This is a genomic window from Saccharothrix algeriensis, assembly GCF_016907655.1.
GTDB lineage: Bacteria > Actinomycetota > Actinomycetes > Mycobacteriales > Pseudonocardiaceae > Actinosynnema > Actinosynnema algeriense.
This window is the reverse complement of sequence record NZ_JAFBCL010000001.1, coordinates 6,784,415-6,807,973: the sequence shown is the minus strand read 5'-3', so window position 1 is coordinate 6,807,973 and position 23,559 is coordinate 6,784,415. Positions and strand designations below refer to the sequence as shown.

Sequence of the window (23,559 nt, the reverse complement as noted above, 5' to 3'; positions counted from 1 at the left end):
ACCACCCACAGCGAGCACAGCGCCCGCCGCGAGCACAGCGCCTACCGCCGCCGCACCCGCAGCACGTTGTCCACCCGGCGGCCCGGCTGCCCGTCGGGTCCGGGCACGTCCTGCTCGACCAGCTCCTCCACCTCCACCTCCCAGCGGTCGTCCAGCCGCAGCGAGGCCAGCACCTCGCCGGTGGTCGGGAAGCGGTAGTCCCCGGGCGGCTCGGTCATCCACGACGGCCACCCGGCGTGGCCCACCACCAGCAGCACCCCGCCGCCGGCCACCGCGCCGGCGGCGCGGCGCAGCACCGCGGCCCGCTCCCCCTCCAGCTCGACCGGCGAGTGCAGGAACTGCGCGGACACCAAGTCGAACACCCCCTCGGGGAAGGTCTCGGCGAGGTCGTGCCGCTGCCACCGCACCCGGTCGGCCACGCCGGCGGCCTCGGCGCGCGCCGCCGCGCGCCCCAGCGCCGTGCCCGACACGTCGACCCCGACCACCCGCCAGCCGCGCCGCGCGAGCCACACCGCGTCCGCGCCCTCCGCGCACCCCAGGTCCAGCGCGGCGCCGGGCGGGAGCGCCGAGACCTCCCGCACCAGCAGCGGGTTGGGCCGCCCGCTCCACACCTGCTCCTGCTCGAGGTAGAAGCCTTCCCAGAACTGCTCGGTCGTCGTCATGGCCGAACCCTGCCCGGTTTCCGGGAAATCCGGCCAATCAGCTTGCCGCTTCGGCAACCCGCGGCGCGGCGACGTGCAGGTCAGGGGCCGATCGGCTAGGGGCGCGGGGTGCGCACGGCGACCTCGGCGACCCGGCGCAGGAACTCCGGGGTCGCCTGCCCCTCGGTGGTCTCCGCCTCCGCGACGACGACCGTGGAGCCCTGCTGCTGCGAGGCGTAGTGGTGGGCGGTGAAGGTGATCTCGTCGCGCAGCAGCAGCCGGGCCGACAGCGGCGTGATGTCGCCGGTGCCGTGGATGTCCTCGACGCGCTTGAACTCCGCCGCGGTGTCGTGCGCACCGAACTCGACCCAGGCCACCGCCACGGCCACGACGTCGTCCTCCGCGTCGGCGAGGGTGATCAGCATCCGGCTCAGCGAGGCGCACGGCGCGGCGGTCAGCAGCTCGCGCACCTGGCCGAACGAGTTGGCGGCGCAGTCCCGGTCGTCCCGGGTGACCTGGTCGAGCACCCGCAGCCCGATCCCGCGCCACGCGCTGTCGTCGGGCGGCGCGGCGGCGCCCGCCCCCACCACGACCACGCCCGCCAGCGCGGTGGCCGCGATCACGCCTCCGGCTCCCACCAGGTGCTCCTTCCCGCCACCACTGCGTTTCCCCGCGGGGGCGGTGCGGCAAACCCGCCGTCACCCGCCGGCCAGCCCGACCACGTCCTCGGCGCAGCCCCAGGACAGGGTGACACCCGCGCCGCCGTGCCCGTAGCAGCTGATCACCGCCCGCCCGTCGAGCGCGACGCGGTCCACCCGCACCGCGGGGCGGACCGGCCGCAGCCCCACGGCGCGCGACAGCACCGGCGCCCCGCGCAGCCGCGGCACCAGCCGGGTCACCCGGTCCAGCACGGCGCGCTCCACCTCGGCGTCCACCGCGAGGTCGGTCTCGCCCTCGTCGGCCGTGCCGCCGCACACCACGTCGTCGCCGCGGGGGATCACGTAGGCCATGCCGTCGGGGTTGTCGTCGTCGACGACCCACCGGGTCAGCCCCGGGTTGGCCAGCCGCACGACCTGGCCGCGCACCGGCAGCAGCGCCCGGTCGCCGGTCAGCTCCCCCGACCGCAGGCCGGCGGCGACCACGACCGTCTCCTGCGGGAGGTCGGCGACCCGCCGGACCGTCGCGCCGCGGAAGCGCACCCCGGCCCGCTCGCACCGCCGGAACAGCCACCGCAGGTAGGTGGGCATGTCGACCACCGGCACGGAGCACACCACCCCGGACACCGCGCCCGGCGGCAGCTCCGCCGCGGTGGCGGGCCGGTGCCCGCGCACGGCCGCGGTCCACCCCAGGTCGGGGTCGTCGTCGCGGTGCACCACCACGCCCTCCCGCCAGTGGACGCCGTTGCCGGGCTCGGCGGCCAGCGCGGCGAACCGGGTCAGCGACGCCGCGCCCCACCGCAGCACCGGTCCGGGCGGCGCGGCGCGGTAGGGGAACCACAGGCCGCCCGCCACCGCCGACACCGTGTCCGGCGGCCACCGGTCGGCCACCACCTCGACCCGGTGCCCGGCCTCGGCCAGCAGCACCGCGCACGTCAACCCGACCACCCCGGACCCGACCACCGCCACATCGCCCATGCCCGTGGTCGTACCAGAGCCGGGCCGCCGCCGGGTTTCCGCCGAACGTCGGGTTGTGACCGACCGTGCCCGGCTGCTTCCATGGGGTTTCCGATAGATCACTTCTGGCGGCGCAAACCGGCGGCACCCCCGCCGGGGGCCAGTGAGCGAGAACCCCGGAGGTTCGTGCGCTGCCCGGGAGAAGCCCTCTCCGACCACGCGGCACAGCCGGGCGCGGCCCTGACGACGCGCCGGGCGGGCGGACCTCGCCGAAAACGACCACGGACGGGGCGGCCCTGCTGACCGCGCCCCGCCGGAGAAGGAGTCGGACATGATTCGTCGGCTACCACGAGCGCTCGCCGTCGGCGCGGCGCTGGTCCTGACCGCGGCGCTGGGCGGCGCGGCGACCGCGACGGCGACCGCGTCGCCCGCGACCGCGGGCCCGGCGCCGGCCGAGGAGGTGTGCGCGGTGAAGTCCAGGCCCACCGGGAAGGTCCTGCACGGGTACTGGGAGAACTGGGACGGCGCGAAGAACGGCGTGCACCCGCCGATGGGCTGGATCCCCATCACCGACCAGCGCATCCGGGACAACGGCTACAACGTGATCAACGCGGCGTTCCCGGTGATCCGCTCCGACGGCACGGTGCTGTGGGAGGACGGGATGGACGCCACGGTCAAGGTCGCCACCCCCGCCGAGATGTGCGCGGCCAAGGCGGCGGGCCTGACCATCCTGATGTCCATCGGCGGCGCGACCGCGGGCATCGACCTGAGCTCGTCGGCGGTGGCCGACCGGTTCGTGGCCACGGTGGTGCCGATCCTGAAGAAGTACAACTTCGACGGCATCGACATCGACATCGAGACCGGGTTGACCGGCAGCGGCAACATCAAGACGCTCTCGCCGTCGCAGGCCAACCTGATCCGGATCATCGACGGGGTGCTGGCGCAGATGCCGTCGAACTTCGGGCTGACGATGGCGCCGGAGACCGCGTACGTGACCGGCGGCAGCGTCACCTACGGCTCGATCTGGGGCGCCTACCTGCCGATCGTGAAGAAGTACGCCGACAACGGCCGCCTGTGGTGGCTGAACATGCAGTACTACAACGGCAACATGTACGGGTGCAGCGGCGACTCGTACTCGGCGGGCACCGTGCAGGGCTTCACCGCGCAGACCAACTGCCTGGACAAGGGCCTGGTCATCCAGGGCACGACCATCCGGGTGCCGTTCGACAAGCAGGTGCCGGGCCTGCCCGCCCAGCCCGGCGCGGGCGGCGGGCACATGTCCACCGGGCTGGTCGCGCAAGCCTGGAACAGCTACAGCGGCAAGCTCAAGGGCCTGATGACGTGGTCGATCAACTGGGACGGTTCGCGCGGCTGGACCTTCGGCCGGAACGTGAAGTCGTTGCAGGGCAGGTGATGCCGTTGCAGGGCAGGTGAAGTCGCCCGCGGAACAGGTGATGCCGCCCGCGGGGCACGTGACCCCGCGGGCGGCCCGGACGGCGCAGCGGGATCGGCCGTCCGGGCGCGTTGGGCGGCGGCGCCCGCCGGGGTACCTGAACGGGTGAGACCACCCGGGAGGACCCGATGCGCGCCCTGGCCGTGCTGATCGCCGCCCTGCTGTCGGGCTGCGCCGCGCTCCCCGGAGCCACCGCTCCCACCACCGGCGGTGCGGCGGACCGGGTGCCCGCGGGCACCTCGGACGCCGCGACCGCACGTGCCCGGCTCGGCGGCCTGACCGTCGCCGAGCCGGGCACCCTCGACGGCTACGCCCGCGACTGCGACGACGGGGCGGCGTGCGTGTTCGGCCGCCCGTGGTCCGATGTGGACGGTGACGGGTGCGACCAGCGCAGCCAGGTGCTGGCCCGCGACCTCGGCGACGTGGTGCGCAAGGAGGGCCGGTGCGCCGTCACCGACGGCACGCTGGACGACCCGTACACCGGCGGCACGGTCTCCGACGTCGCCAAGGTGCAGATCGACCACGTCGTGCCGCTGGCGGAGATGTGGCGCAGCGGCGCGGCGGGGTGGGCGCCGGAGCGGCGCACCGCCGCGGCCAACGACCTGCGCAACCTGCTGGCGGTGCAGGGCAAGGCGAACCAGGCCAAGGGCGACAGGACGCCCGACGAGTGGATGCCGCCCAACGCCGGCTACTCGTGCGAGTACGCCCGCATCTACGTGGGCGTGAAGGCCGAGTACGGGCTGACGGTGACGGCGGCCGAGCGCGTGGCGCTGGAGAACGCGCTGGCCACCTGCGGGTGACCACGCCGCCCACGTGCGGCTCGTCACACCGTTTCGTTCGCCACTCTAATGACCACCGTCCGTGCCCGAAAGGGCGCTGTTCGTGACGCAGCACGACTTTTCCGGTGTCCCGATCCCCGGATCCCGGTGTTTTTCGTCACAATGGCACCGGTCAGGACGAGCACACGTGCGCCAAGGGCCAAGAGGCGGACCCGTTGGCGCAAAGGGGCCACGCCACTGGTCCGTATGCTTGCGCGGACCAACTCTGCCTTGGTCGGGAGGCGCTGACCATGACCATCCACCGTGACCTGCTGATCGCCGGCGAAGACGTGCCCGCGACGGACGGCCGCACCGTAGACGACGTCAACCCGTTCACCGGCGAGGTCTACGCGACCGTCGCCGCCGCGGGCGTCGCGGACGTGACCCGGGCGGTGGACGCCGCCGCGGGCGCGTTCCCCGCGTGGGCGGCGCTGAGCCCGTTCGCCCGGCGCAAGATCCTGCTGGACGCGGCCGACCTGCTCGACTCGCGGGCGGAGCAGGCGGTGGCGCTGATGGCGGGCGAGGCCGGCGGCACCAAGCGGTGGGCGATGTTCAACGTCTTCCTCGCCGCCAACATCCTGCGCGAGGCCGCCGCCGCGGTGACCGCGCCGCGCGGCGAGGTGCTGGCCGCGCAGGAGGAGGGCGCGCTGGGCCTCGCGGTGCGCGAGCCGGTCGGCGTGGTGGCGGCGTTCGCGCCGTGGAACGCCCCGCTGATCCTGGGCACCCGCGCGTTCGCCGCCCCGCTCGCGGCGGGCAACACCGTGGTGCTCAAGCCCAGCGAGGACGCGCCCGTCGCGTCCGGGCTGTTCCTGGCCGACGTGCTGCGCGACGCGGGCCTGCCCGCCGGCGTGCTCAACGTCGTCACCAACGACCCCGCCGACGCGCCCGAGGTCGCCGAGGCCCTGATCGCCGACCCGCGGGTCCGGGTGGTCAACTTCACCGGCTCCACCGAGGTCGGCCGGATCATCGGCACCCACGCCGCCCGCCACCTCAAGCCGGCCGTGCTGGAGCTGGGCGGCAAGAACGCGATCATCGTGCTGGACGACGCCGACCTCGATCACGCCGTGGACGCGGCGGCGTTCGGCGTGTTCATGAACTCCGGGCAGATCTGCATGTCCGGCGACCGGGTCCTGGTGCAGGAGGGGATCGCCGAGGAGTTCACCGCCCGGTTCGTCGCCAAGGTCGCCGCGCTGCCGGCCGGCGACCCGGTCGACCCGGCCACCGTGATCGGGCCGCTGGTCAACACCCGGTCCGCGCAGCGGGTGGCCGAGCTGGTGCGCGACGCGCGCGAGAAGGGCGCGACCGTGCTGACCGGCGGCGACGAGCCCGACGGCGCGCTGCACCCGGCGACCGTGCTGGCCGGGGTCACCCCGGAGATGGACCTGCACTACGGCGAGGCGTTCGGGCCGGTGTGCGTGGTGGAGACCTTCGCCTCCGACGACGAGGCCGTGGCCCGGGCCAACGACACCGAGCACGGCCTGACGTGCGGCATCCTGACCGAGAACGGCACCAGGGGCCTGTCGCTGGCGCGCCGCATCCAGACCGGCATCGTGCACGTCAACGACCAGTCGGTCGGCGACGAGCCGCAGGCGCCCTTCGGCGGCGTGAAGTCCAGCGGCTACGGCCGGTTCGGCGGGCGCTGGGGCGTGGAGGCGTTCACCACGACCCGCTGGATCACCCTGGCCACCGAGCACGCGCACTACCCGTTCTGACCGCCCGGCAAGCCTTCCGGCCCCCGGTCGGACCGGTCGCCCGCGGGTGGCCGGCCCGACCGGGGGCCGTCCCGCGGGCGGGCTACTCCCCCAGCCGGGCCGCCAGCTCCCGCTCCACGTAGGGCGTCATGGTGAGCATGTAGCTGCGGGTGATGTGGCTGTGGTCGCCGTAGACGTGGATGTTGCCGATGGCGGGCGGGCAGACCTGCGGCTCGCAGAAGTAGTCGCCGAAGTCCGCGAACGCCACGTTGCCGGGCAGGTCGGGGACCTGCTCCCAGGGCGGGGTCGGCTCGTACACCTCGGCGCGCGGCGCGCTGCACGCGGCGTGGTCGAGGTTGTTCAGCGCCAGGCACTCCGCGGGCGAGCGGTCCCACCGGGGGTTGTCGCGCAGGGCCAGCACCCGCAGGCCCGCCCGGTCGAGGTTGCGCCACTGCTCGACGTAGCCGGACGGGGTCTCCTCGGTGAGGCTGCTGCTCGCGCCGCGGCTGCCGTTGACCACCACCAGGTCGGGGCGCAGGTCGACGACCTCCGCCAGGGCGGCGGCGTTCCACTCGCGGCAGTCGTCGGGCTGGCCGGGCGGCACGTGGGAGTCCACCGACGCCGGGCAGAAGCCCTTGAGCACGGTGGTGACCTGCCAGTCCCGCCGTTCGACGATGTCGAGCAGCGCGGGCAGGTAGCTGTGCACGTGGGAGTCGCCGAACAGCACGATCCGCTTGGTGGGCCGCTCGGCGCGCTGGAAGGTGCACAGGACGGGCTCGACCTGCTCGTTGCCGTTGATGCACTCGGGGGCGACCCGGCCCACGTCCTCGCGCACGGCCTCCAGCGGCGGCACGACCTGCGCGTCGGGCGAGCCCTCGTACCGGAAGCCGGGCGCGCGGGCCGCCGCGCCGGGGTGGTCCGGGTCGGGGGCGAAGGCGTAGGCGGAGATCCGCTGCTGCGTCACCACCAGCCACGTCCCGGCGCCCAGCAGCACCGGCGCCATCAGCAGCGCGCCGAACCGGTAGGCGCCCCACGGCTTGGCCACGCCGATCGCCGAGGCGCGGACGGGCTTCTCCACCAGGTGGTGGGTGGCCACCGACAGCAGCACCGACACGGCGATGACGACCGCGCCGTCCACCAGCCCCATCTCCTGCTGCCCGCGCACGACCAGGAACAGCACGAGCACCGGCCAGTGCCACAGGTACAGCGCGTAGCTCAGGTCGCCGACGTAGCGCAGCGGCGCCGAGCCGAGCAGGCGGTCCGCGCCCGCCCCGCTGCCCGAGGCGCCCGCGACGATCACCGCCGCGCCGCACAGCGTCGGCCACAGCGCGGCCCAGCCGGGGAACACCGCCCCGACCTGGAGCACCAGGCCGCAGGCCACCAGGCCGGCGAGGCCCGCCCAGCCGAGCACGACCCGCACCGGCCGGGTCGGCGTGATCCGGTCCACCACCAGCGCCAGCAGCCCGCCGAGCGCGAACTCCCACGCCCGGGTCAGCGAGTGGAAGTAGGCCAGCGGCTGGTCCACGGCGGTCAGCGCGACGGAGAAGACCAGCGACTCCACGAACACGGCCACGACCAGCCACCACAGGACCCGGCGCGCGCCCCACCGGGTGACCCGGCCCAGGGCGATCGCCAGCGCCGCCAGCAGCGGCCAGGCGACGAAGAACTGGCCCTGGATGGACAGCGACCAGAAGTGCTGCACGACGCTGGCCGCGTCGTGGTCGGCGAAGTAGTCGGCCGAGTCGGCCGCGAGCTGCCAGTTCTCCAGGTACAGGGCGGCGGCGGCGATCTCGCGGGCGGTCTGCAGCCAGCGGTTGGCGGGCAGGGCGAGCACCGACACGGCCATGACCACCAGCAGCACGGTCAGGGCCGCGGGGAACAGGCGCTTGACCATCCGCGCCCACAGGGGCGCGAACGCGATGCGGCCCTTGGCGGCGGCGCGCGCCACCTGCCCGGTGACCAGGAAGCCGGAGACCACGAAGAACACGTCCACGCCGCCGGACACGCGGCCCAGCCAGACGTGGTAGACCACCACGAGGGCGACCGCGACGGCGCGCAGGCCCTGGATCTCGGGCCGGAAGCGGCGGGGCGCGGCGCCCGGCGGCGGGGCGCTGCCGGTGTCCGTGCGCGCGGACGGGGCTAGGGTCACCATCGGCTCCGGATCGCAGGTCGTTCGCGTCTCCGAGCCCGAGTTTCGGGACGCCCCCTCATACGTCACTCGGTCGAATGACGCTGAACGGACGATACCGGAGGGTGGTGACCGTTCGTGACCACACGTCCCATGTCTCCCCCTATCGGCTAATCCGAATAGCTCGAATGTGACCCCCGTTACGTCGCTCTTGGTGCGCGTGAGCGAGACCGCCCGCTCGGTCCCCCGCCGGGCCGAGCGGTGGCTCCAGGCGGTGGTTTCAGGCGGTGGTTTCAGGCGGCGACCGCGGCCGGCCCCGTCACGGCCGGGTCACCGGGCCGGGCAGGTGGTGCAGGAAGGAGCCGGCCCAGTCGACGGCGTCGCGCGGCGGGTCCGACGGCGGCACGGGCACGAAGTTCGCCGCGTCGTCAATGCTCCCGCTGCCGTCGTAGCGGGCCTGCGCCGGGTAGGCGAACACCGGGCGCGTGCGGGTGACGGCGCCGTCGGCGGTCCTGGTCGAGACGATCACCCGGTCGGGCGCCGTGCCGTCCTCGGTCCAGCGCACCAGCTCGCGCAGCGGGTCGAACGCGGTGAGCGCGCCGCCGCAGTGGTGCGCCGCCGGGACCATGAACACCCGCGCCCACCGGCGCGTCGCCTCCGGGCCGCCGTTGCGGCGGGTCAGCCGTTCGTAGTAGTCGAGCAGCCCGCCCGGCGGGATGGCCTGGTCGGCCCAGCCGTGCCAGAGCAGCAGCCTGCCGCCGGCGCGGCGGAACCCGGACAGGTCCAGGGCGGCGGCGTTGGCGCGCCTGCCCTCGACCGCGAGCCGGTGCAGCTCCCGGGCGGTGAACCCCACCTGGTCGACCGAGCTGTGCGGGGTCCCCAGGGGGTAGCCGAGGTGGCTCAGGTAGTTGTCCGCCAGGGCCGAGGCGAGCGGGCCGACGCCGGGCAGCGGCGTCACCCACCCGGCCCACGCCGGCTCCGAGCCGCGCGGCTGGGCCGCCGGGTACAGCCGGCGGCCGTGCTCGTCGACCGGGCCGCGGTAGTACGCGCGCACCACCGCCACCTGGTCGGGGGTGAGGCAGGAGGGGTCGTCCACGCCGGTCGGGCACTGCGCGGAGGCCGGGTCGAAGTCGCAGCGGCGCGGGTCGTCGAGCCGGCCGTCGACCAGGCCGTCCAGCCCGTCGCACCGGGCGAGCACCGCGTCGTGCAGCGCCGGGAGCTTGTCGGCGCCCAGGATCGGCCCGCCCGACCGGTCGGTGTTGGTCCGCGCCAGCCACGCCTGGTAGAGCGCCAGGGCCGAGAAGTAGTTCGCCGGCGCCCCCGCGATGACGCCGTCGAAGTCGTGCGGGTAGCGCTGGGCGAGCAGCAGCCCCTCGCGGCCACCGGTGGAGCAGCCGTCGAAGTAGGAGACGCGCGGCGGTTCGCCGTAGTAGACGCCGATCAGGTGCTTGGCGGCCAGCGACACGACGTGCGGGGCGCGGAACGCGAAGTCGTCGCGCGCCGCCTGGTCCCGGGCGGCCCACCGCCCGTCCAGCGAGGGGACGGGCCCCTCGCCGACGTGCCCGTCGTCGGTCGTGGCGACCGCGAAGTCGCCGGGCTCCGGCGCGCAGGAGCGGATGCCGGGGGCCGTCAGCTCCCCGCACAGCCCTCCGCAGCCGTACTGGAGGTAGCGGCCGGAGTAGGTGGTGGGCAGCTTGAGGTGGAACCGCACCGCCGGCTCGACGTGGCCCCGCACGTCGCAGTGCTCGGGCTCGGCGCCGGCCGGCACCGGGGTGGCCCGTTCGACGCGGGCCCCGGCGCCCGGCAGCGCGTGGTCCCCGACGAGGTCGGCGCAGGCCCGCACCGGCTTGGCCGGGACCGGTGCGGCCGCGGGATCCGTCGGGGTCGCTGGATCTGTTGGAGCCGCCGGATCCGTTGGATCTGTTGGATCCGTTGGAGCCGCTGGACTTCTTGGGGTCGCCGGGTCCGCCGAGGCCGTTGGGCCTGTCGCGATCGGAAGCCCTGTCGTGGCCGCCGGGTTCGCCGCGATGGGCATCACCACCACGGACGCCGCCAACGCTGCCAGGAAGACCCGTGTGCTCACCGCACCCACCCCCGAGTGATCGCCTGCGCGCACTGGAACAGGGGTCCCCTTCGGGGAAGCTCCCCCCGACATACAGCCAACCACAGGGGTATGACGGGCAGCGGGCTGTCGTGGTCCTGCTCGGACGAAGTCGGCGGTGTGCGGACCCGCTGCGCGGAACCCGTTGCGACGATCGGGTGCCCTCCACGGATCGCTTCGCGGGCAAGGGGCGGGGAACGGCACGATGTGGTGCGTGACACACGAGGCGCCCCGTGACCCGCCCGAGTTCGGACCGTTCGAGGCGGATCGCGCGCGGATTCCCGACCACCCGGAATCCGCGGCCGCGATGCCACCCGCGCCTTCGCAGGACTCCGCATCCGGAACACCCGGGCAGCCCCTCCCACGACCACCGCAGCCGCCGGTCACCCCGGCCACGGCCGTCGCCGGCGCGTTGCGCAAGTCCTTCCAAAGCGGTGGCCGCGCCTCCCGCAGCGAATTCTGGTTGTTCAGCCTGTTCTACTCCATCGTGGCGTGGATTCCCCTCGCCGTCGGCAACAACCTGGACTCGGCCTGGTTGCTGATCTACGGGGCGATCGCCTACCTGGGTCTGCTGATCCCCTTCGTCGCCGTGGGCATCCGTCGCCTGCACGACACGGGCCGCAGTGGCGCTTGGCTCTTGCTGCTGCCGACCTGCCTGTTCTTCGTCCTGGTGGTCCTGTGGACCGAACCCGGCCAACCGCACCTGAACCGCTTCGACTCCTGACGACCGTCCTGCCCGGTTCGACCTTGCGGGGTTCGCGGGCGGTGCGAGCGGTTGCCGGGTGGCCCGGGGAATGCCGCTCAGCGCAGGCAAGCACACCTCCCGCGGTCAGCCGACAAGGGTCTCCAGCCTCGCGACCAATCGGGCGGGGGCGGGCATGGCGGCCACCTCGGCGCTCACCTCGCGGGCGGCGGTGGCCAGCGCCGGGTCGGTCACCAGCCTGGTGAGCAGGTCCGCGGTGACGTCGGTGGCGGCCAGGCCCGCGCCGCGCCGCGCGATCAGCCGGGCGTGCCGCGCCCGGTCGCCCGCGCCGGGTTCCACCAACTGCGGGATGCCCGCCGCCAGCGCGCCGAACAGCGTCCCCGCGCCGCCGTGGTGCACCACGGCGGCGCACGTCGGCAGGACGCGGGGGAAGGGCACCCAGTCCACGGTGCGGACGTTGTCCGGCAGCGACGCGCCGACGAGCCGGCGACCCGGGCGGACCAGCACGATCTCCGCGTCCACCCGGTCGGCGACCGCCACCGCGGACGCCATCAACCGGTGCCCGCCCGGACCGCCGACGGTGCTGCGGCTGACCAGGACGCGCGGACGCCGCGGCCGGGCCGACAGCCACTGCGGCACGGGGCCGTCGCCGTGGGGGACGGCCCGCAGCGGCCACGCGTCCCCGGTCGCCATGAGGCTCGGTGGGGCGATCCGCAGCACCGCCACCGGGTCCGCCGCCGGCCACGGGGTCCGCGCCAGCGCAGCCGCCGCGAGTTCGGCGCCGTCGAACAGCGACACCTCGTGCACGACCGCCGGCACCGACAGCTCCGCCGCCGCCAACGCGCCCGCCACGGCGAAGGGCTCGTGCACCACCAGGTCCGGCTGCCAGCGCCGGGCCGCGGCGAGCAGCGGGCCGGCCATCCGGGCGTTCACCGCGGCGAACAACCGGGAGGGGAAGCGGAGGTCCTCCCCGCCGGCCAGTTGCGAGCGCAGTTCCAGCGGGTGCCGCAGGGCGATGGCCGCCGCGATCCGCCCGAACCCGATGCCCGCCGCCACGTCCGCGACCTCGACACCCGAGTCCCGCACGGACAGGGCGTCACCGCCGGTGGCGACCAGCACCTCGTGACCCGCGGCGCGCAGGGCCGAGGCCAGCGGAACCATGGGGAACACGTGGCCCAGGAGCGGTGCGGCGACGAACAGCACCCTCATGCCGCGCGCGACGCGTTGGCCGGTCACCTCGTCGTGTGGTCGTCCCATCCCACTCCCCCGGGGTGTCACGACTCCAGCGGTGGAGCCACCTTACGCGCGGTCTTACGCACGGTCGGTCCGCCCGGGCTTGTGCGCTGCTCGGGGCCGGCCGGCGCGCGGGCGCTGCCCGGGTCGGCGGGATCGGCGGCGGGGTCAGCGCGGGCGCTGCCTGGGTCGGCGGCGGAATCGGCCGGCGCGCAGGATCGGCGCGCGGGCGCTGCCTGCGGGGCTCGGTGGCTCGACTGATCGAGCTGGGTGGACCTGGGGTCGGCTCGGGGCGGGGCGGGGCGGGGCGGATCGGTCGGGGTCGGGCCGGGCTGGAGCGGCCGGGCTGGAGCGGCCGGGCTGGAGCAGGCGGGCAGGAGCAGGCGGGCCGTCCTGGTCGGGCCGGAGCAGGGGCGGCTTCCGGCCTCGGGTCCCGTGGCCTCCGGCCCCCGGTTCGATCGTCCCACGCGGCACCGACGGTTTCGGGTGCGCGAGCTGAGAACGGGGATCGGGATCGGGATCGGGGTTCCGCGGTTGCGGGTGGGCTTGCGGGGTCGGCCCCTCGGGCTCCGGGCCGGGCTTCGGGTCGGCCTCCGGCCCCCGGTTTCCATTGTCCCACGCGGCACCGACAACGCCGGGCGGAGAGGTTGTCGGGTGGGGTCGGCCCTGGGCGGGATGGCGTCCCTTCGGGTGACGTGCTGCTCCCCCTATCGGACCCGGAGTTGGTCACCGCCTGTTGCCATCCTGGTTTGAGTCGCATAGACTCAAACCATGTTCACGAGGCAAGAGGCACTGGCGAGGGTCGAGGGGGCTTCGACCGCCGCGCTGTTCGGCCCGCCTCCGGCCAGCCCCGCCGAGCGGAAGGAGGGCCAACGGCTGTACTGGGCGCTGGCCGCCGTCCTGCACCCCGACCGGGCGGGGCGGGACGACGTCCGGGCCCTGGCCGCCTCGGCCGAGCTGACCCGCCTCTACGACCGGTGGCGGCAGGCGCGGCCGGTCGAGTTGCGGACCGCCGGCGGCGTCTACCGGCTCGCCGGGCGGCACGCGGTGGGCAGCGTCGCGAACGTCTACCGCACCGACGGCCACCACGTGGTCAAGATCGTGCGCAACCCGCGGCTGAACCCGTTGCTGCGCGCGGAATGGGCGGCGTTGGAGCGGTTGCGGCGGTTCACCGACGCGCACCGCTGGCTGCGCCCCTACTTCCCCGTCATGACCGACAACGGTGACGTGGGCAGGGGCGAGCGGGCGTTCACCGTGCTCGAGCCGTTGCTGCACGGGTTCGTCACGCTGGCCGAGGTGCGGCGCGCGTTCCCGCACGGCCTGGACGGGCGGGACTACGCCTGGATGCACCGCAGGCTGCTGCGCGCGGTCGCCGCCGCGCACCGCGCGGGGCTGGTGCACGGCGCGATCACCGCCGACAACGTGCTGGTGCACCCCGAGCAGCACGGCATCGTGCTGGTCGGCTGGTCGTTCTGCGTGGAGGACGGCCAACCGCCGCTGGCGACCGCGAAGTCCGTCCGCTACCCGCCGGAGGTCGCGGCGGGCCGGCCGGTGACCGCCGCGACGGACGTCCACATGACCCACACCCTGATGCTGGAGCTGTTGTCGCGCGATGAAACCGGGCAGCGCGCGTTCGCGCGCGGCTGCACGCAGGACGACCCGGGCCGCCGGCCCGACGCCGTCGACCTGCTCGACGAGTACGACGAACTGCTCGAAGACCTCTACGGCGAACGGGTGTTCCGCCCCTTCGCCCTACCCGACAGGACAGGAGCCTGACCATGGGACACGGCAGGTGGGACGACAACGCCTACGCCGCGGCGAAGACCTTCCGCGCGGCCAAGGGCATCGACGACTTCGGCTACACCGCGAAGCTGCGCTCGGCCCCGCGCGAGCAGTGGAAGGCGGACCCGTCGCTGGACCCGCTGGGCGTGGTGGCGCGGGAGTGCCGGGACTCGGCCGAGCACGCCGACTCCACCCCGATCGCGGTGCTGTTCGACGTCACCGGCTCGATGGGCCGGGTGCCGCAGGTCATGCAGCGCAAGCTGGGCCGGCTGCACGGCCTGTTGCAGCGCAAGGGCTACCTCGCCGACCCGCAGCTGATGTTCGGCGGCATCGGCGACGCCGACAGCGACCGGGTGCCGTTGCAGGTCGGCCAGTTCGAGTCGGACAACCGGATGGACGAGCAGCTGCGCACGATCTTCCTGGAGGGCAACGGCGGCGGGCAGAAGAGCGAGTCCTACGAGCTGGCCGCGTACTTCGTGGCCCGGCACGTGGTCACCGACGCCTGGCGCGAGCGGGGCCGCAAGGGCTACCTGTTCCTCATCGGCGACGAGCTGAACAAGCCCCGGCTGGAGGCCCGGCACATCCGGCGCGTCATCGGCGACGACGTGCGCCAGGACATCGACCCGGCCTCGGTGTACCGGGAGCTGAGCCGCAGGTGGCACGTCTACTTCGTGCTGCCCCGGCAGTCGCACTACTACGACGACCCGCAGATCGCCGAGCACTGGCGGGAGCTGCTGGGGCAGAACTTCCTCAAGCTGGAGGACCCCGGCGCGGTGTGCGAGCTGATCGCGGCCACCATCGGCCTGGAGGAGCGCGTGGTCGACCTGGACCAGGCGCTGGTCGACCTCGCCGAGGTCGGGTCGGCGGCGGAGACCCGCGCCGTGGGCGCCGCGCTGGCGCGGGTCGGGTCGGCGGCGGTCGCGACGTCGGCCGCTCCCCCGGACCTGGACGGGCCCGACGACGTGACGCTGTCGTGATCACCTCGGGGCACGTGGTCGTCGTCGGCCTGGGCTTCGGCGACGAGGGCAAGGGCGCGGTGGTCGACGCGCTGTGCCGGGACGGGTCGGTGTCGGCGGTCGTGCGGTTCAACGGCGGCGCGCAGGCCGCGCACAACGTGGTCGCGGCCGGCCGGCACCACGCGTTCAGCCAGTTCGGGGCCGGCACGCTCGCGGGCGTGCCGACCCACCTGTCCCGGCACGTGCTGGTGGAGCCCATCGCGCTGGCCGCCGAGTCGCGGGAGCTGGCGGCGCTCGGCGTGGCCGACCCGCTGCGGCTGCTGACCGTGCACGCCGAGGCGCTGCTGACCACGCCGGTCCACGTGGCGGCCAACCGCGCCCGCGAGGACGCGCGCGGCCCGGACCGGCACGGCTCGTGCGGCAAGGGCATCGGCGAGACGGTGTGGTACTCGCTGCTGGCGCGCCGCGGCGCCCGGCCCGGCGACGTGGTGGAGGGCCAGGTCGTGCCCGGCGAGCCGGGACCGGCGCCGACGGTGGGCGACTGCGCGCGCCCGGCCGTGCTGCGCCGCAAGCTCGACGCGCTGGCCCGGTTCTACGAGCCGCTGGTCGGCGACGGCACGGCGGTCGACGAGCTGGTGTCGCTCTACGAGGCGTTCGCCGACGCGGTGCGGGTGGTCCGCGGCGACGAGGTGGGGCGGCTCGCCGCGGGCGGGAGGCTGGTCTTCGAAGGGGCGCAGGGGGTCCTGCTGGACGAGCGGCACGGGTTCCACCCGCACACCACGTGGTCGTCGGTGACCCCGCGCAACGCCCGCGCGCTGCTGGGCGGGCGCCCGGCGCGGGTGCTGGGCGTGACCCGGACCTACCAGACCCGCCACGGCGCGGGCCCGCTGCCCACCGAGGACGCGGCCGTGCTGGAGCGGTTCCCCGAGCGGCACAACGCGACCGGCCGGTACCAGGGGGCGTGGCGCGCCGGGCACCTGGACGCCGTGCTGCTGCGGCACGCGGTCGCGGCGTGCGGCGGGGTCGACGCGCTCGCCGTGACGCACCTGGACGCGCAGGACCTGCGGGTGGCCACCTCCTACCGCACCGACGGCGGCGCGGTGACCCGGCTGCCCGCCGGGCCCGACCGGACGGCGTTCCTGGCCGGCTGCGCGCCGCGGCTGCGCCCGCTGACCGACCCGGTGGAGTGGCTGGAACGCGAGTTCGGCCTGCCGGTGGCGGTCACCGGCCGCGGGCCGGACCGGGCCGACTACGCGGTGCGCGTGCCCGTGCCGCGATGAGGTGCGGGAGAATCCCGCGCATGGGCGGGCAGGGTGTCGACATGGGCGGGCAGGGTGTCGAATCGACTCCGGTGTCGGTGGACGTGCTCACGCTGCGGTTCGACGCGCGGGCGCGGGCTGTGCTGCTGGCCGTGGCGCCGCGCGCGCTCGACCCGTTCGCGGGCGAGTTGGCGCTGCCGGGCGTGCTGCTGGGGCGCGGCGAGCGGCTGCGGGACGCGGCGCTGCGCGCGGTGACCGGCAAGCTCGGCGTGCCGGCGGGGGAGGTCATCGCGACCGGGCAGCTGGCGACCTTCGACGAGCCCTCCCGCGACCCGCGCGGCCCGACGCTGTCCATCGCCCTGTGGGCCACGCTCACCCCGGCCCCGCCGACCGGGGACCCGACCCCTGAAGGCCCGACCCCCGACGACCCGGGTCGAGCCGGCGACGACCCGGCCCGCCCGGAGGGCGACCGGGTGCGGCCGGTGGACGGCCTGCGGTGGACGGCGCTGGACGCCGTGCCGCCGCTGGCCTTCGACCACTCGCGGATCGTGGCCGACTGCCGGCCGATGCTGGCCGACCGGCTGTGGCGCGACGTGGCGTTCACCGCCGGCCTGCTCGGCCCGGAGTTCACCACCGCGCACGCGCTGGACGCGACCGAGTCCCTCACCGGCGACCGCCCGTACCCGGCCAACCTCGGCCGCACGATGGACCGCGTGCCCGGCCTGCAGCGCACCACCCGGCACGCGAGCGCCCTGCCCAAGGGCGGACGACCGCCGCTGGTGTGGCGCTGGACCGGCGACCGGCTGCCCGCCTGACCCGCCGCCGGTCCGACCGGCCGGCCCGCGTCAGGGCAGCGCCGGGAGGTAGCGGGGCGCCTGCCGGGCGCGCGTGGTGTGCTCGAAGGCCGCCGCGAACCGCAGGACCCGCGCGTCGGCGTCCCGGCCCGCCATGAACGACACCCCGATCGGCAGCGGCCCGGCGAAGCCCGCCGGCACCGTCGCGTTCGGGTAGCCCGCCGCCGCCGCGGGGGTGGAGGTGCCCAGCACGTAGGCGTCGCCCGCCGCGTGGTCGGTCCGCCACGCGGGCGAGTTCGTCGGCGCCATGACCACGTCGAGCCGGTGGGCCGCCAGCACCTCGTCGATGGAGCGCCGGGCCAGGCCCGTCGCGGTGTCGCGCTGCTGCCGGTAGGTCGGGTCGGTCAGCGGCGGGGCGTCCCGCGCGGCCAGGAACAGCTCCTGGCCGAACTTCGACAGCTCGACCGGGTCCCGCTCGTTGAACCGGATCAGCTCGTCCAGGGTGCGCGGCGCGCCGGGCCGGGTCGCCAGGTAGCGCTCCAGGTCGTGCTTGAACTCGGTGATCAGCGCCGGGAACTCGACCGCGTCGATCTGCTCCTGGTAGGGCAGCTCCACGTCCACCACGGTCGCGCCGGAGCGGCGCAGCGCGTCCACGGCGGCCTGCACCACGCGGTCGGCCTCCGGGCTCGCCCCGGCCTTGCGCCACACGCCGACGCGCGCGCCGCGCAGCACGTCGGCGCCCGCCGCCGTCGCGTAGTCGCCGCCGCGCCGGTCCAGCACCGACATCAGGATCGCCGCGTCCACCACGTGCCGGGCCATCGGGCCCGCCGTGTCCTGCCGGGACGAGATGGGCACGATGCCCTCGCCGCTGATCGCGCCGAGGGTGGGCTTGAGCCCCACGACGCCGTTCTGCCCCGCCGGGCACACGATCGAGCCGTCGGTCTCGGTGCCGACCGCCACCTGCGCCAGGGACGCCGCGACCGCCGCGCCCGACCCCGACGACGAGCCGCACGGGTTGCGGTCGAGCACGTGCGGGTTGTTGGTCTGGCCGCCGACGCCCGACCAGCCCGAGGTCGAGCGGGTGGAGCGGAAGTTGGCCCACTCCGACAGGTTCGTCTTGCCCAGGACCACCGCGCCCGCGGCGCGGAGCCGGCCGACCAGCTCGGCGTCCCGGCGCGGCGGCACGCGCAGCGCCCGCGACCCCGCGGTGCTCGCCAGGCCCTTCGTGTCGATGTTGTCCTTGAGCAGCACCGGGATGCCGTCCAGCGGGCCGCGGGCGCGCCCGCGGTCGCGGCGGCGGTCGCTCTCGGCCGCCTGGCCCAGCGCGGTGGGGTCCACGGCCACCACCGACCGCACCCGGCGGTCCACGGTGTCGATGCGCCGCAGGTAGGCGCGGGTCAGGTCGACCGACGTCAGCGTGCCCGCGTCGAGCCGGCGCGCCAGCTGCGGGATGGTGGCCGAGTCCAGGTCGAAGCCCAGGCCGGGCCCGCCGCCGTGGGCGTGGGCGGGCGGCGCCACGAGGAGCACGGCGAGGAGCGCCGCGAGCAGGGATCGCATGGGCTCCAGTCCAGACGCCGCCCCGGCGGTCGTAAACCCGCCATTGGTCGGAGCCTGGCCCGTCTGCGGCCCCGAGGCGGCGGGGTCGCGAGGTGACGAAGGTCCCGCAGCGGTGGGATCCCCCGGTGGCGGTCCCGCGGTGGCGGTCCCGCGGTGGCGGTCCCGCAGTGGCGGACTGCGGGGCGGGCAGCGGAGCGGGGCGAGCGGGCGGGGCGGGCAGCGGAGCGGGGCGGCGGGGCCGGGTCCAGAAGGCGTCCACAGGCGATTCACAGGCCGCGCTCAGGTTCCGCGCCCACCATCGGGAGCAGGAGCCGAAGCAGGAGCCACCGTCCCGGCGCACCCGGAGGCCACCATGACCGTCCTGCACCACGCGGTCCGCCCGGACCTGCCCACCACCGGCTGGGCCACCGCGCGCGGCGCGCGCCGCACCAGCGCCGACGCCGCCGCCGCGCGCACCGCCGGCGGCCGGTTCGCGATCGCGGTGTCCGACGGGATCGGCGACACGGCCGCGGCGGCGCTCGCCGCGCGCCGGGCCGCGGACGCGGCGGTGGACGCGGCCTGGCGCTCGGGCGTGCCGGGCGCGCCCGCCGCGATCCGCCACGCCCTCGACCACCCGCGCGCCCCCGCCGGGCCGGTCGCGGGCGGGGCCGGGGACACCGCGCCCGCCATCCCGGCCGTCCGGGCGCCCGTCCACGACACCACCCCGGTCACCCCGGGACCGACCCCTCCCCCGGCGACCGCCGGGCAACCCGCCGGGCCCGCGACCCGGCCCACCGACACCACCGCCCGATCCACCACCCGCCCCACCGAAACCACCACCGAAACCACCACCGAAACCATCGCCGAAACCACCACCGGACCTGCGACCCGGCTCACCGAAGCCTCCACCCGCCCCGCCACCCGCCCCGCCGGCCGCCCCGCCGAAACCACCACCGGCCCCACCGACCGGACCGCCGCGGCAACCACCCGGCCCACCGCGGCCCCGGCCGCCGACCGGCCCGCCGCCGGTGACACCACGTTCGCCGTGGCGGCGGGCGACGCCGAGCGCGGCTGGTCGGTGGCGTGGGTCGGGGACTGCCGCGCCTACTTCGTGCCGCCGTCGCCCGACACCGCGGGACCGGCGCTCCCGGCCACCGCGGATCACACGATCGGCCGATACCTGCGCGACCGCGGCGTGCCCGCCGCCCCCTCCCTGGACCGGGTCCTCACCACCACCGCCCGCAAGGGCGAACCGGGCGCCGCCGCCGGCCCGCCCGGGCCGGGCCGGCTCGTGCTGGTCACCAACGGCGTGCACCACGTGCTCGACGCGCACGCCATCGCCCGCATCGCCCGCTCCGTCGCCGACCCCGCGCGAGCCGCCGGCGCCCTGGTCACCGCCGCGCTCGACGCGGGCGGCGCCGACAACGCCGCCGCGGCGGTGGCCGACCTGCGCTGACCCGCGCCGCCCGGCGCGCGCGCCGCTCCCGGTGCAGGATGGCCCCCAGGGCCGGTCCGGTGGGAGGTGGGGATGGCCGAACGCACCGCGCCGGTCACCCCCGACGACGGTCTGACCGACGACGAGGTGGCCCGGCGGGTCGCCGAGGGCCGCACCAACGCCGCCGGCGCGCGGACCAGCCGCAGCACCGCCCAGATCGTCCGCGCCAACGTCGTCACCCCGTTCAACGGGCTCCTGCTCACCCTGTTCGCCGCCGTCCTCACCACCGGCCACTGGCAGAACGGCCTGTTCGGGCTCGTCATCGTCGCCAACACCGGCATCGGCGTCGTCCAGGAGCTGCGCGCCAAGCGCACCCTCGACCGGCTCGCCGTGCTCAACGCGCCCCGCGCCCGCGTCATCCGCGCCGGGCGCACCGAGGAGGTCCAGGTCGACCAGGTCGTCGCCGACGACCTGGTCGACCTGCGCACCGGCGACCAGGTCGTCGCCGACGGCGCCATCACCGCCACCACCGGCCTGGAGATCGACGAGTCGCTGCTGACCGGCGAGTCCGACCCGGTGGCCAAGTCCACCGGCGACGAGGTCCGCTCCGGCTCCATCGTGGTCGCCGGCACCGGCCGGTTCCGCGCCACCGGCGTCGGCGCGGACGCCTACGCCACCCGGCTCGCCGCCGAGGCCCGCCGCTTCACCGTCGTCCGCTCCGAGCTGGTCGAGGGCACCAACAAGCTGCTGCGCTGGATCTCGGTGGTGATGCTGGTCGTCGCGCCGCTGCTGCTGTGGAGCCAGTTCCGCACCCCCGACACCGACGGCTGGCAGGAGGCCGTCACCGGCGCGGTCGCCGGGCTCGTCGGCATGGTCCCCGAGGGGCTGGTGCTGCTGACCAGCCTGGCGTTCATGATCGCCGCGGTCACCCTGGCCCGCGCGCAGACCCTCGTGCAGGAGCTGCCCGCCGTCGAGGTCCTCGCCCGCGTCGACACCGTCTGCCTGGACAAGACCGGCACCCTCACCGACGGCGACATCGTCTTCGACCGGCTGGTCACCGACCGCCCGGACGACCCCGACGTGCCCGAGGCCCTGGCGCTGTGCGCCGCCGCGCCCGACGCCAACGCCACCTCCGCCGCCCTCGCCGCGCGGTTCACCGACCCCGCCTGGCGGCGCACCGGCGGCGTCCCGTTCTCCTCGGCCCGCAAGTGGTCCGCCGTCACCACCGACGACCACGGCACCTGGGTCCTGGGCGCGCCCGAGGTGGTGTTCCCCGACGACGCCGGGCAGCCCCTGCTGGACCGGGCCGCCGACATCACCGCCGAGGGCAGGCGCGTCCTGGTCCTCGCCGCCGCCCGCGAACCCGCCGCCGAAAACCGCCTGCCGCCCGACCTCACCGCCCGCGCCCTGGTCGTGCTCGCCGAGCGCATCCGCGACGACGCCGCCGACACCCTGCGCTACTTCGCCGAGCAGGGCGTCGCGCTCAAGGTCGTCTCCGGTGACAACCCCCGCACCGTCGGCGCGGTCGCCGTCGCCGTCGGGCTGCCCGGCATCGAGCGGGCCTCCGACGCCGTGGACGCCCGCACCCTGCCCGAGGACCCCGAGCGGCTCGCCGACGTCCTGGCCGACACCGTCGTCCTCGGCCGCGTCACGCCCCACCAGAAGCGCGCCGTCGTCGGCGCGCTCCAGCGCCGCGGCCACGTCGTCGCCATGACCGGCGACGGCGTCAACGACGCCATGGCGCTCAAGGACGCCGACATCGGCGTGGCCATGGGCAACGGGGCCGCCGCCACCCGCGCCGTCGCCCAGCTCGTGCTGCTGGACAGCCGCTTCGCCCACCTGCCCGACGTCGTCGCCGAGGGCCGCCGCGTCATCGCCAACATCGAGCGCGCCGCCAACCTGTTCCTGGTCAAGAACGTCTACTCGCTGGTGCTGGCGCTGGTCGTGGTCGCGACCTCGCTGGCCTACCCGCTCGCGCCCATCCAGCTCACCATGATCTCGGCCGCCACCATCGGCATCCCCGGCTTCGTCCTGGCCCTCGCGCCCAACCGCCGCCGCTACGTCCCCGGCTTCCTCGGCCGCGTCCTGCGCCTGGCCGTGCCCACCGGCGCCGTCATCGGCCTGGCCGCCTACGCGGGCGACCTCGCCATCCGCGGCCTGGAGCCGACCGGCGGGCGGCCCGCCGGGCAGACCGTCGCGACCGTCGTCGTGGTCATCGCGTCGCTGTGGACGCTGTCCCTGCTCGCCCGGCCCCTGACCGCGTGGAAGCTCGGCCTGCTGCTGGGCCTGAGCGGCGGCGTCGCGGTCATCCTCGCCGTGCCCGCCCTCGGCGGCGGTCTCTTCCTGCTCGCCGTGACACCGCAGCGCCTGCTGGTGGGCGCGGCGATCGGCGTCACCGCCGGCGTCCTGGTGGAGATCATCGGCCGCGCCATCCTGCGCCCCCTCCAGGACGCTTCCCCGGGGTGAGCCGGACCCGGGCCGGAGCGCCGCCGCGATACCTTTGTTCAGTCAGCACTGAAGCTATAGAGCAGAATATTCCACGTACAGATCAGGTGTTTCCCGCCCTGGACCCGCACGCCGCGCCGGAGAGCGGCGGTCAGCGCTGATCACCGCATCTGATCACCGCTGCGGATTACCGCGACTGATCACCGCACGGCCTGTCACAGGCAGCGGCGACGGCGGTGTCGACGGCGTCGCGGACAGCCGCGTCGGCAGCGGCGGCGACGGTGTCGGCGGCGGCCCCGACCGCGGCGGCAGCGGCCGGGTCGGACCGGTCGGGGTCCGCGCGCAGCCCGCGCAGCAGCGGCAGGTAGACGTCGTCGACCAGTTCCTCGATGGTCGACTCCCCCAGCACCGCCCCGCAGGTGACGTACTCGTTGCGCACCAGGTCCAGCGCCGCGCGCGCGGCGCGGTGGGTGAGCCGGACCGGGGGCAGCTCGCCCCGGAGCACCGCGCGCGCGACGATCACCCGGACGGTGTCGGTCAGCGGCGAGGGCTCGGCCAGCCGGGCGCGCAGCAGGTCCGCCACCTCCGGGTGGCGGAACGCGTCGGCCATCACCCCGGCGACCAGGTCCGTCATCAGCGCGCCCGTGCGGCGGGCGATCCGGTGGAACAGGGCGATCAGGTCGCCGCGCAGGCCGCCGGTGTCGGGCGCCTCCCGCGAGCCGGTCGGGACGCGCCGGTCCCAGGCCGCGAGGGCCAGCTCGGCGCGGCCCTTCCAGCGGCGGTAGAGGACGGGCTTGCTGGTGCCGGCGCGCGCGGCGACGCCCTCCACGGTGAACCGGGCGTAGCCCAGCTCGCTCAGCTCGGCCCAGGCGGCATCGAGGATGGCCTGTTCCAGCTCGGCACCGCGGCGGCGCGACTTCGGCTCCGTCACCCTACCCCTAAGATACTTTGCGTTTCTTATCCGACCGGAT

The 23,559-nt window shown here is 75.5% G+C and carries 18 protein-coding genes; 10 read left to right on the top strand and 8 right to left on the bottom strand.

Going from position 1 to position 23,559, the window contains the following annotated elements; genetic code table 11:
* Positions 1-41: 41 nt before the first annotated feature.
* The 3 genes from JOE68_RS30305 to JOE68_RS30295 all read right to left on the bottom strand — a co-directional run bounded on the left by JOE68_RS30305 (position 42) and on the right by JOE68_RS30295 (position 2,275).
* A complete protein-coding gene (locus tag JOE68_RS30305) occupies positions 42-662 on the bottom strand; it encodes a class I SAM-dependent methyltransferase (RefSeq protein ID WP_204845775.1) in 621 nt (206 codons plus the stop codon).
* Positions 663-757: 95 nt separating this feature from the next.
* Positions 758-1,279, bottom strand: coding sequence for a hypothetical protein (locus JOE68_RS30300; RefSeq protein WP_204845774.1), 522 nt, complete (start codon positions 1,277-1,279; stop codon positions 758-760).
* A 60-nt stretch (positions 1,280-1,339) separates the two neighbouring features.
* Positions 1,340-2,275: an FAD-dependent oxidoreductase gene (locus tag JOE68_RS30295; RefSeq protein ID WP_204845773.1), complete on the bottom strand. Its 936-nt coding sequence runs from the start codon at positions 2,273-2,275 to the stop codon at positions 1,340-1,342.
* A 310-nt stretch (positions 2,276-2,585) separates the two neighbouring features.
* Between JOE68_RS30295 and JOE68_RS30290 the strand changes: the two genes are divergently transcribed.
* The 3 genes from JOE68_RS30290 to JOE68_RS30280 all read left to right on the top strand — a co-directional run bounded on the left by JOE68_RS30290 (position 2,586) and on the right by JOE68_RS30280 (position 6,237).
* Positions 2,586-3,668 (top strand): chitinase, encoded by a 1,083-nt coding sequence (locus tag JOE68_RS30290; protein ID WP_204845772.1) that lies wholly within the window; start codon positions 2,586-2,588, stop codon positions 3,666-3,668.
* Between the two features lie 167 nt (positions 3,669-3,835).
* Entirely contained in the window at positions 3,836-4,507 is a 672-nt protein-coding gene (locus JOE68_RS30285; protein ID WP_204845771.1) for an HNH endonuclease family protein, read from the top strand.
* Between the two features lie 269 nt (positions 4,508-4,776).
* Positions 4,777-6,237, top strand: coding sequence for an aldehyde dehydrogenase family protein (locus tag JOE68_RS30280; protein WP_204845770.1), 1,461 nt, complete (start codon positions 4,777-4,779; stop codon positions 6,235-6,237).
* 82 nt (positions 6,238-6,319) lie between these two features.
* Here the strand turns inward: JOE68_RS30280 and JOE68_RS30275 are convergent, their stop codons facing one another.
* Together JOE68_RS30275 and JOE68_RS30270 are read right to left on the bottom strand one after the other, a co-directional pair.
* On the bottom strand, positions 6,320-8,368 hold the full coding sequence (locus JOE68_RS30275; RefSeq protein WP_204845769.1) for an acyltransferase family protein: 2,049 nt from the start codon (positions 8,366-8,368) through the stop codon (positions 6,320-6,322).
* A 295-nt stretch (positions 8,369-8,663) separates the two neighbouring features.
* Positions 8,664-10,187, bottom strand: coding sequence for a tannase/feruloyl esterase family alpha/beta hydrolase (locus JOE68_RS30270; RefSeq protein ID WP_307819995.1), 1,524 nt, complete (start codon positions 10,185-10,187; stop codon positions 8,664-8,666).
* Between the two features lie 472 nt (positions 10,188-10,659).
* On the opposite strand from JOE68_RS30270, the gene JOE68_RS30265 reads away from it, so the two are divergent.
* Complete coding sequence (locus JOE68_RS30265) at positions 10,660-11,169, top strand: DUF805 domain-containing protein (protein ID WP_204845768.1); 510 nt, start codon at positions 10,660-10,662, stop codon at positions 11,167-11,169.
* Between the two features lie 105 nt (positions 11,170-11,274).
* On the opposite strand, the gene JOE68_RS30260 is transcribed toward JOE68_RS30265, so the two are convergent.
* Positions 11,275-12,405 (bottom strand): nucleotide disphospho-sugar-binding domain-containing protein, encoded by a 1,131-nt coding sequence (locus JOE68_RS30260; protein WP_239562403.1) that lies wholly within the window; start codon positions 12,403-12,405, stop codon positions 11,275-11,277.
* A 747-nt stretch (positions 12,406-13,152) separates the two neighbouring features.
* Between JOE68_RS30260 and JOE68_RS30255 the strand changes: the two genes are divergently transcribed.
* From JOE68_RS30255 to JOE68_RS30240, 4 genes are read left to right on the top strand one after another with little or no spacing between them, the layout of a single operon-like run.
* Positions 13,153-14,157 carry a protein kinase family protein gene (locus JOE68_RS30255; RefSeq protein ID WP_204845767.1) on the top strand — a complete coding sequence of 335 codons (1,005 nt, stop codon included), beginning with the start codon at positions 13,153-13,155 and terminating at the stop codon, positions 14,155-14,157.
* A gap of 2 nt (positions 14,158-14,159) precedes the next feature.
* The gene (locus JOE68_RS30250) at positions 14,160-15,140 is read left to right on the top strand and encodes a hypothetical protein (RefSeq protein ID WP_204845766.1); all 981 of its coding nucleotides are present in this window, start codon (positions 14,160-14,162) and stop codon (positions 15,138-15,140) included.
* Positions 15,137-16,399, top strand: coding sequence for an adenylosuccinate synthetase (locus JOE68_RS30245; RefSeq protein ID WP_204845765.1), 1,263 nt, complete (start codon positions 15,137-15,139; stop codon positions 16,397-16,399). The genes JOE68_RS30250 and JOE68_RS30245 overlap by 4 nt, the downstream gene beginning before the upstream one ends.
* A 20-nt stretch (positions 16,400-16,419) precedes the next feature.
* Entirely contained in the window at positions 16,420-17,193 is a 774-nt protein-coding gene (locus JOE68_RS30240) for an NUDIX hydrolase (protein ID WP_239562402.1), read from the top strand.
* A gap of 30 nt (positions 17,194-17,223) precedes the next feature.
* Here JOE68_RS30240 and JOE68_RS30235 read toward each other — a convergent pair whose 3' ends face one another.
* Complete coding sequence (locus JOE68_RS30235; RefSeq protein ID WP_204845764.1) at positions 17,224-18,729, bottom strand: amidase; 1,506 nt, start codon at positions 18,727-18,729, stop codon at positions 17,224-17,226.
* Positions 18,730-19,081: 352 nt separating this feature from the next.
* On the opposite strand from JOE68_RS30235, the gene JOE68_RS30230 reads away from it, so the two are divergent.
* Both JOE68_RS30230 and JOE68_RS30225 read left to right on the top strand, forming a co-directional pair.
* On the top strand, positions 19,082-20,164 hold the full coding sequence (locus tag JOE68_RS30230; RefSeq protein ID WP_204845763.1) for a hypothetical protein: 1,083 nt from the start codon (positions 19,082-19,084) through the stop codon (positions 20,162-20,164).
* A 72-nt stretch (positions 20,165-20,236) separates the two neighbouring features.
* Entirely contained in the window at positions 20,237-22,609 is a 2,373-nt protein-coding gene (locus JOE68_RS30225; protein ID WP_204845762.1) for an HAD-IC family P-type ATPase, read from the top strand.
* Positions 22,610-22,775: 166 nt separating this feature from the next.
* Here the strand turns inward: JOE68_RS30225 and JOE68_RS30220 are convergent, their stop codons facing one another.
* Positions 22,776-23,519: a TetR/AcrR family transcriptional regulator gene (locus JOE68_RS30220; RefSeq protein ID WP_204845761.1), complete on the bottom strand. Its 744-nt coding sequence runs from the start codon at positions 23,517-23,519 to the stop codon at positions 22,776-22,778.
* Between the last annotated feature and the right edge of the window lie 40 nt (positions 23,520-23,559).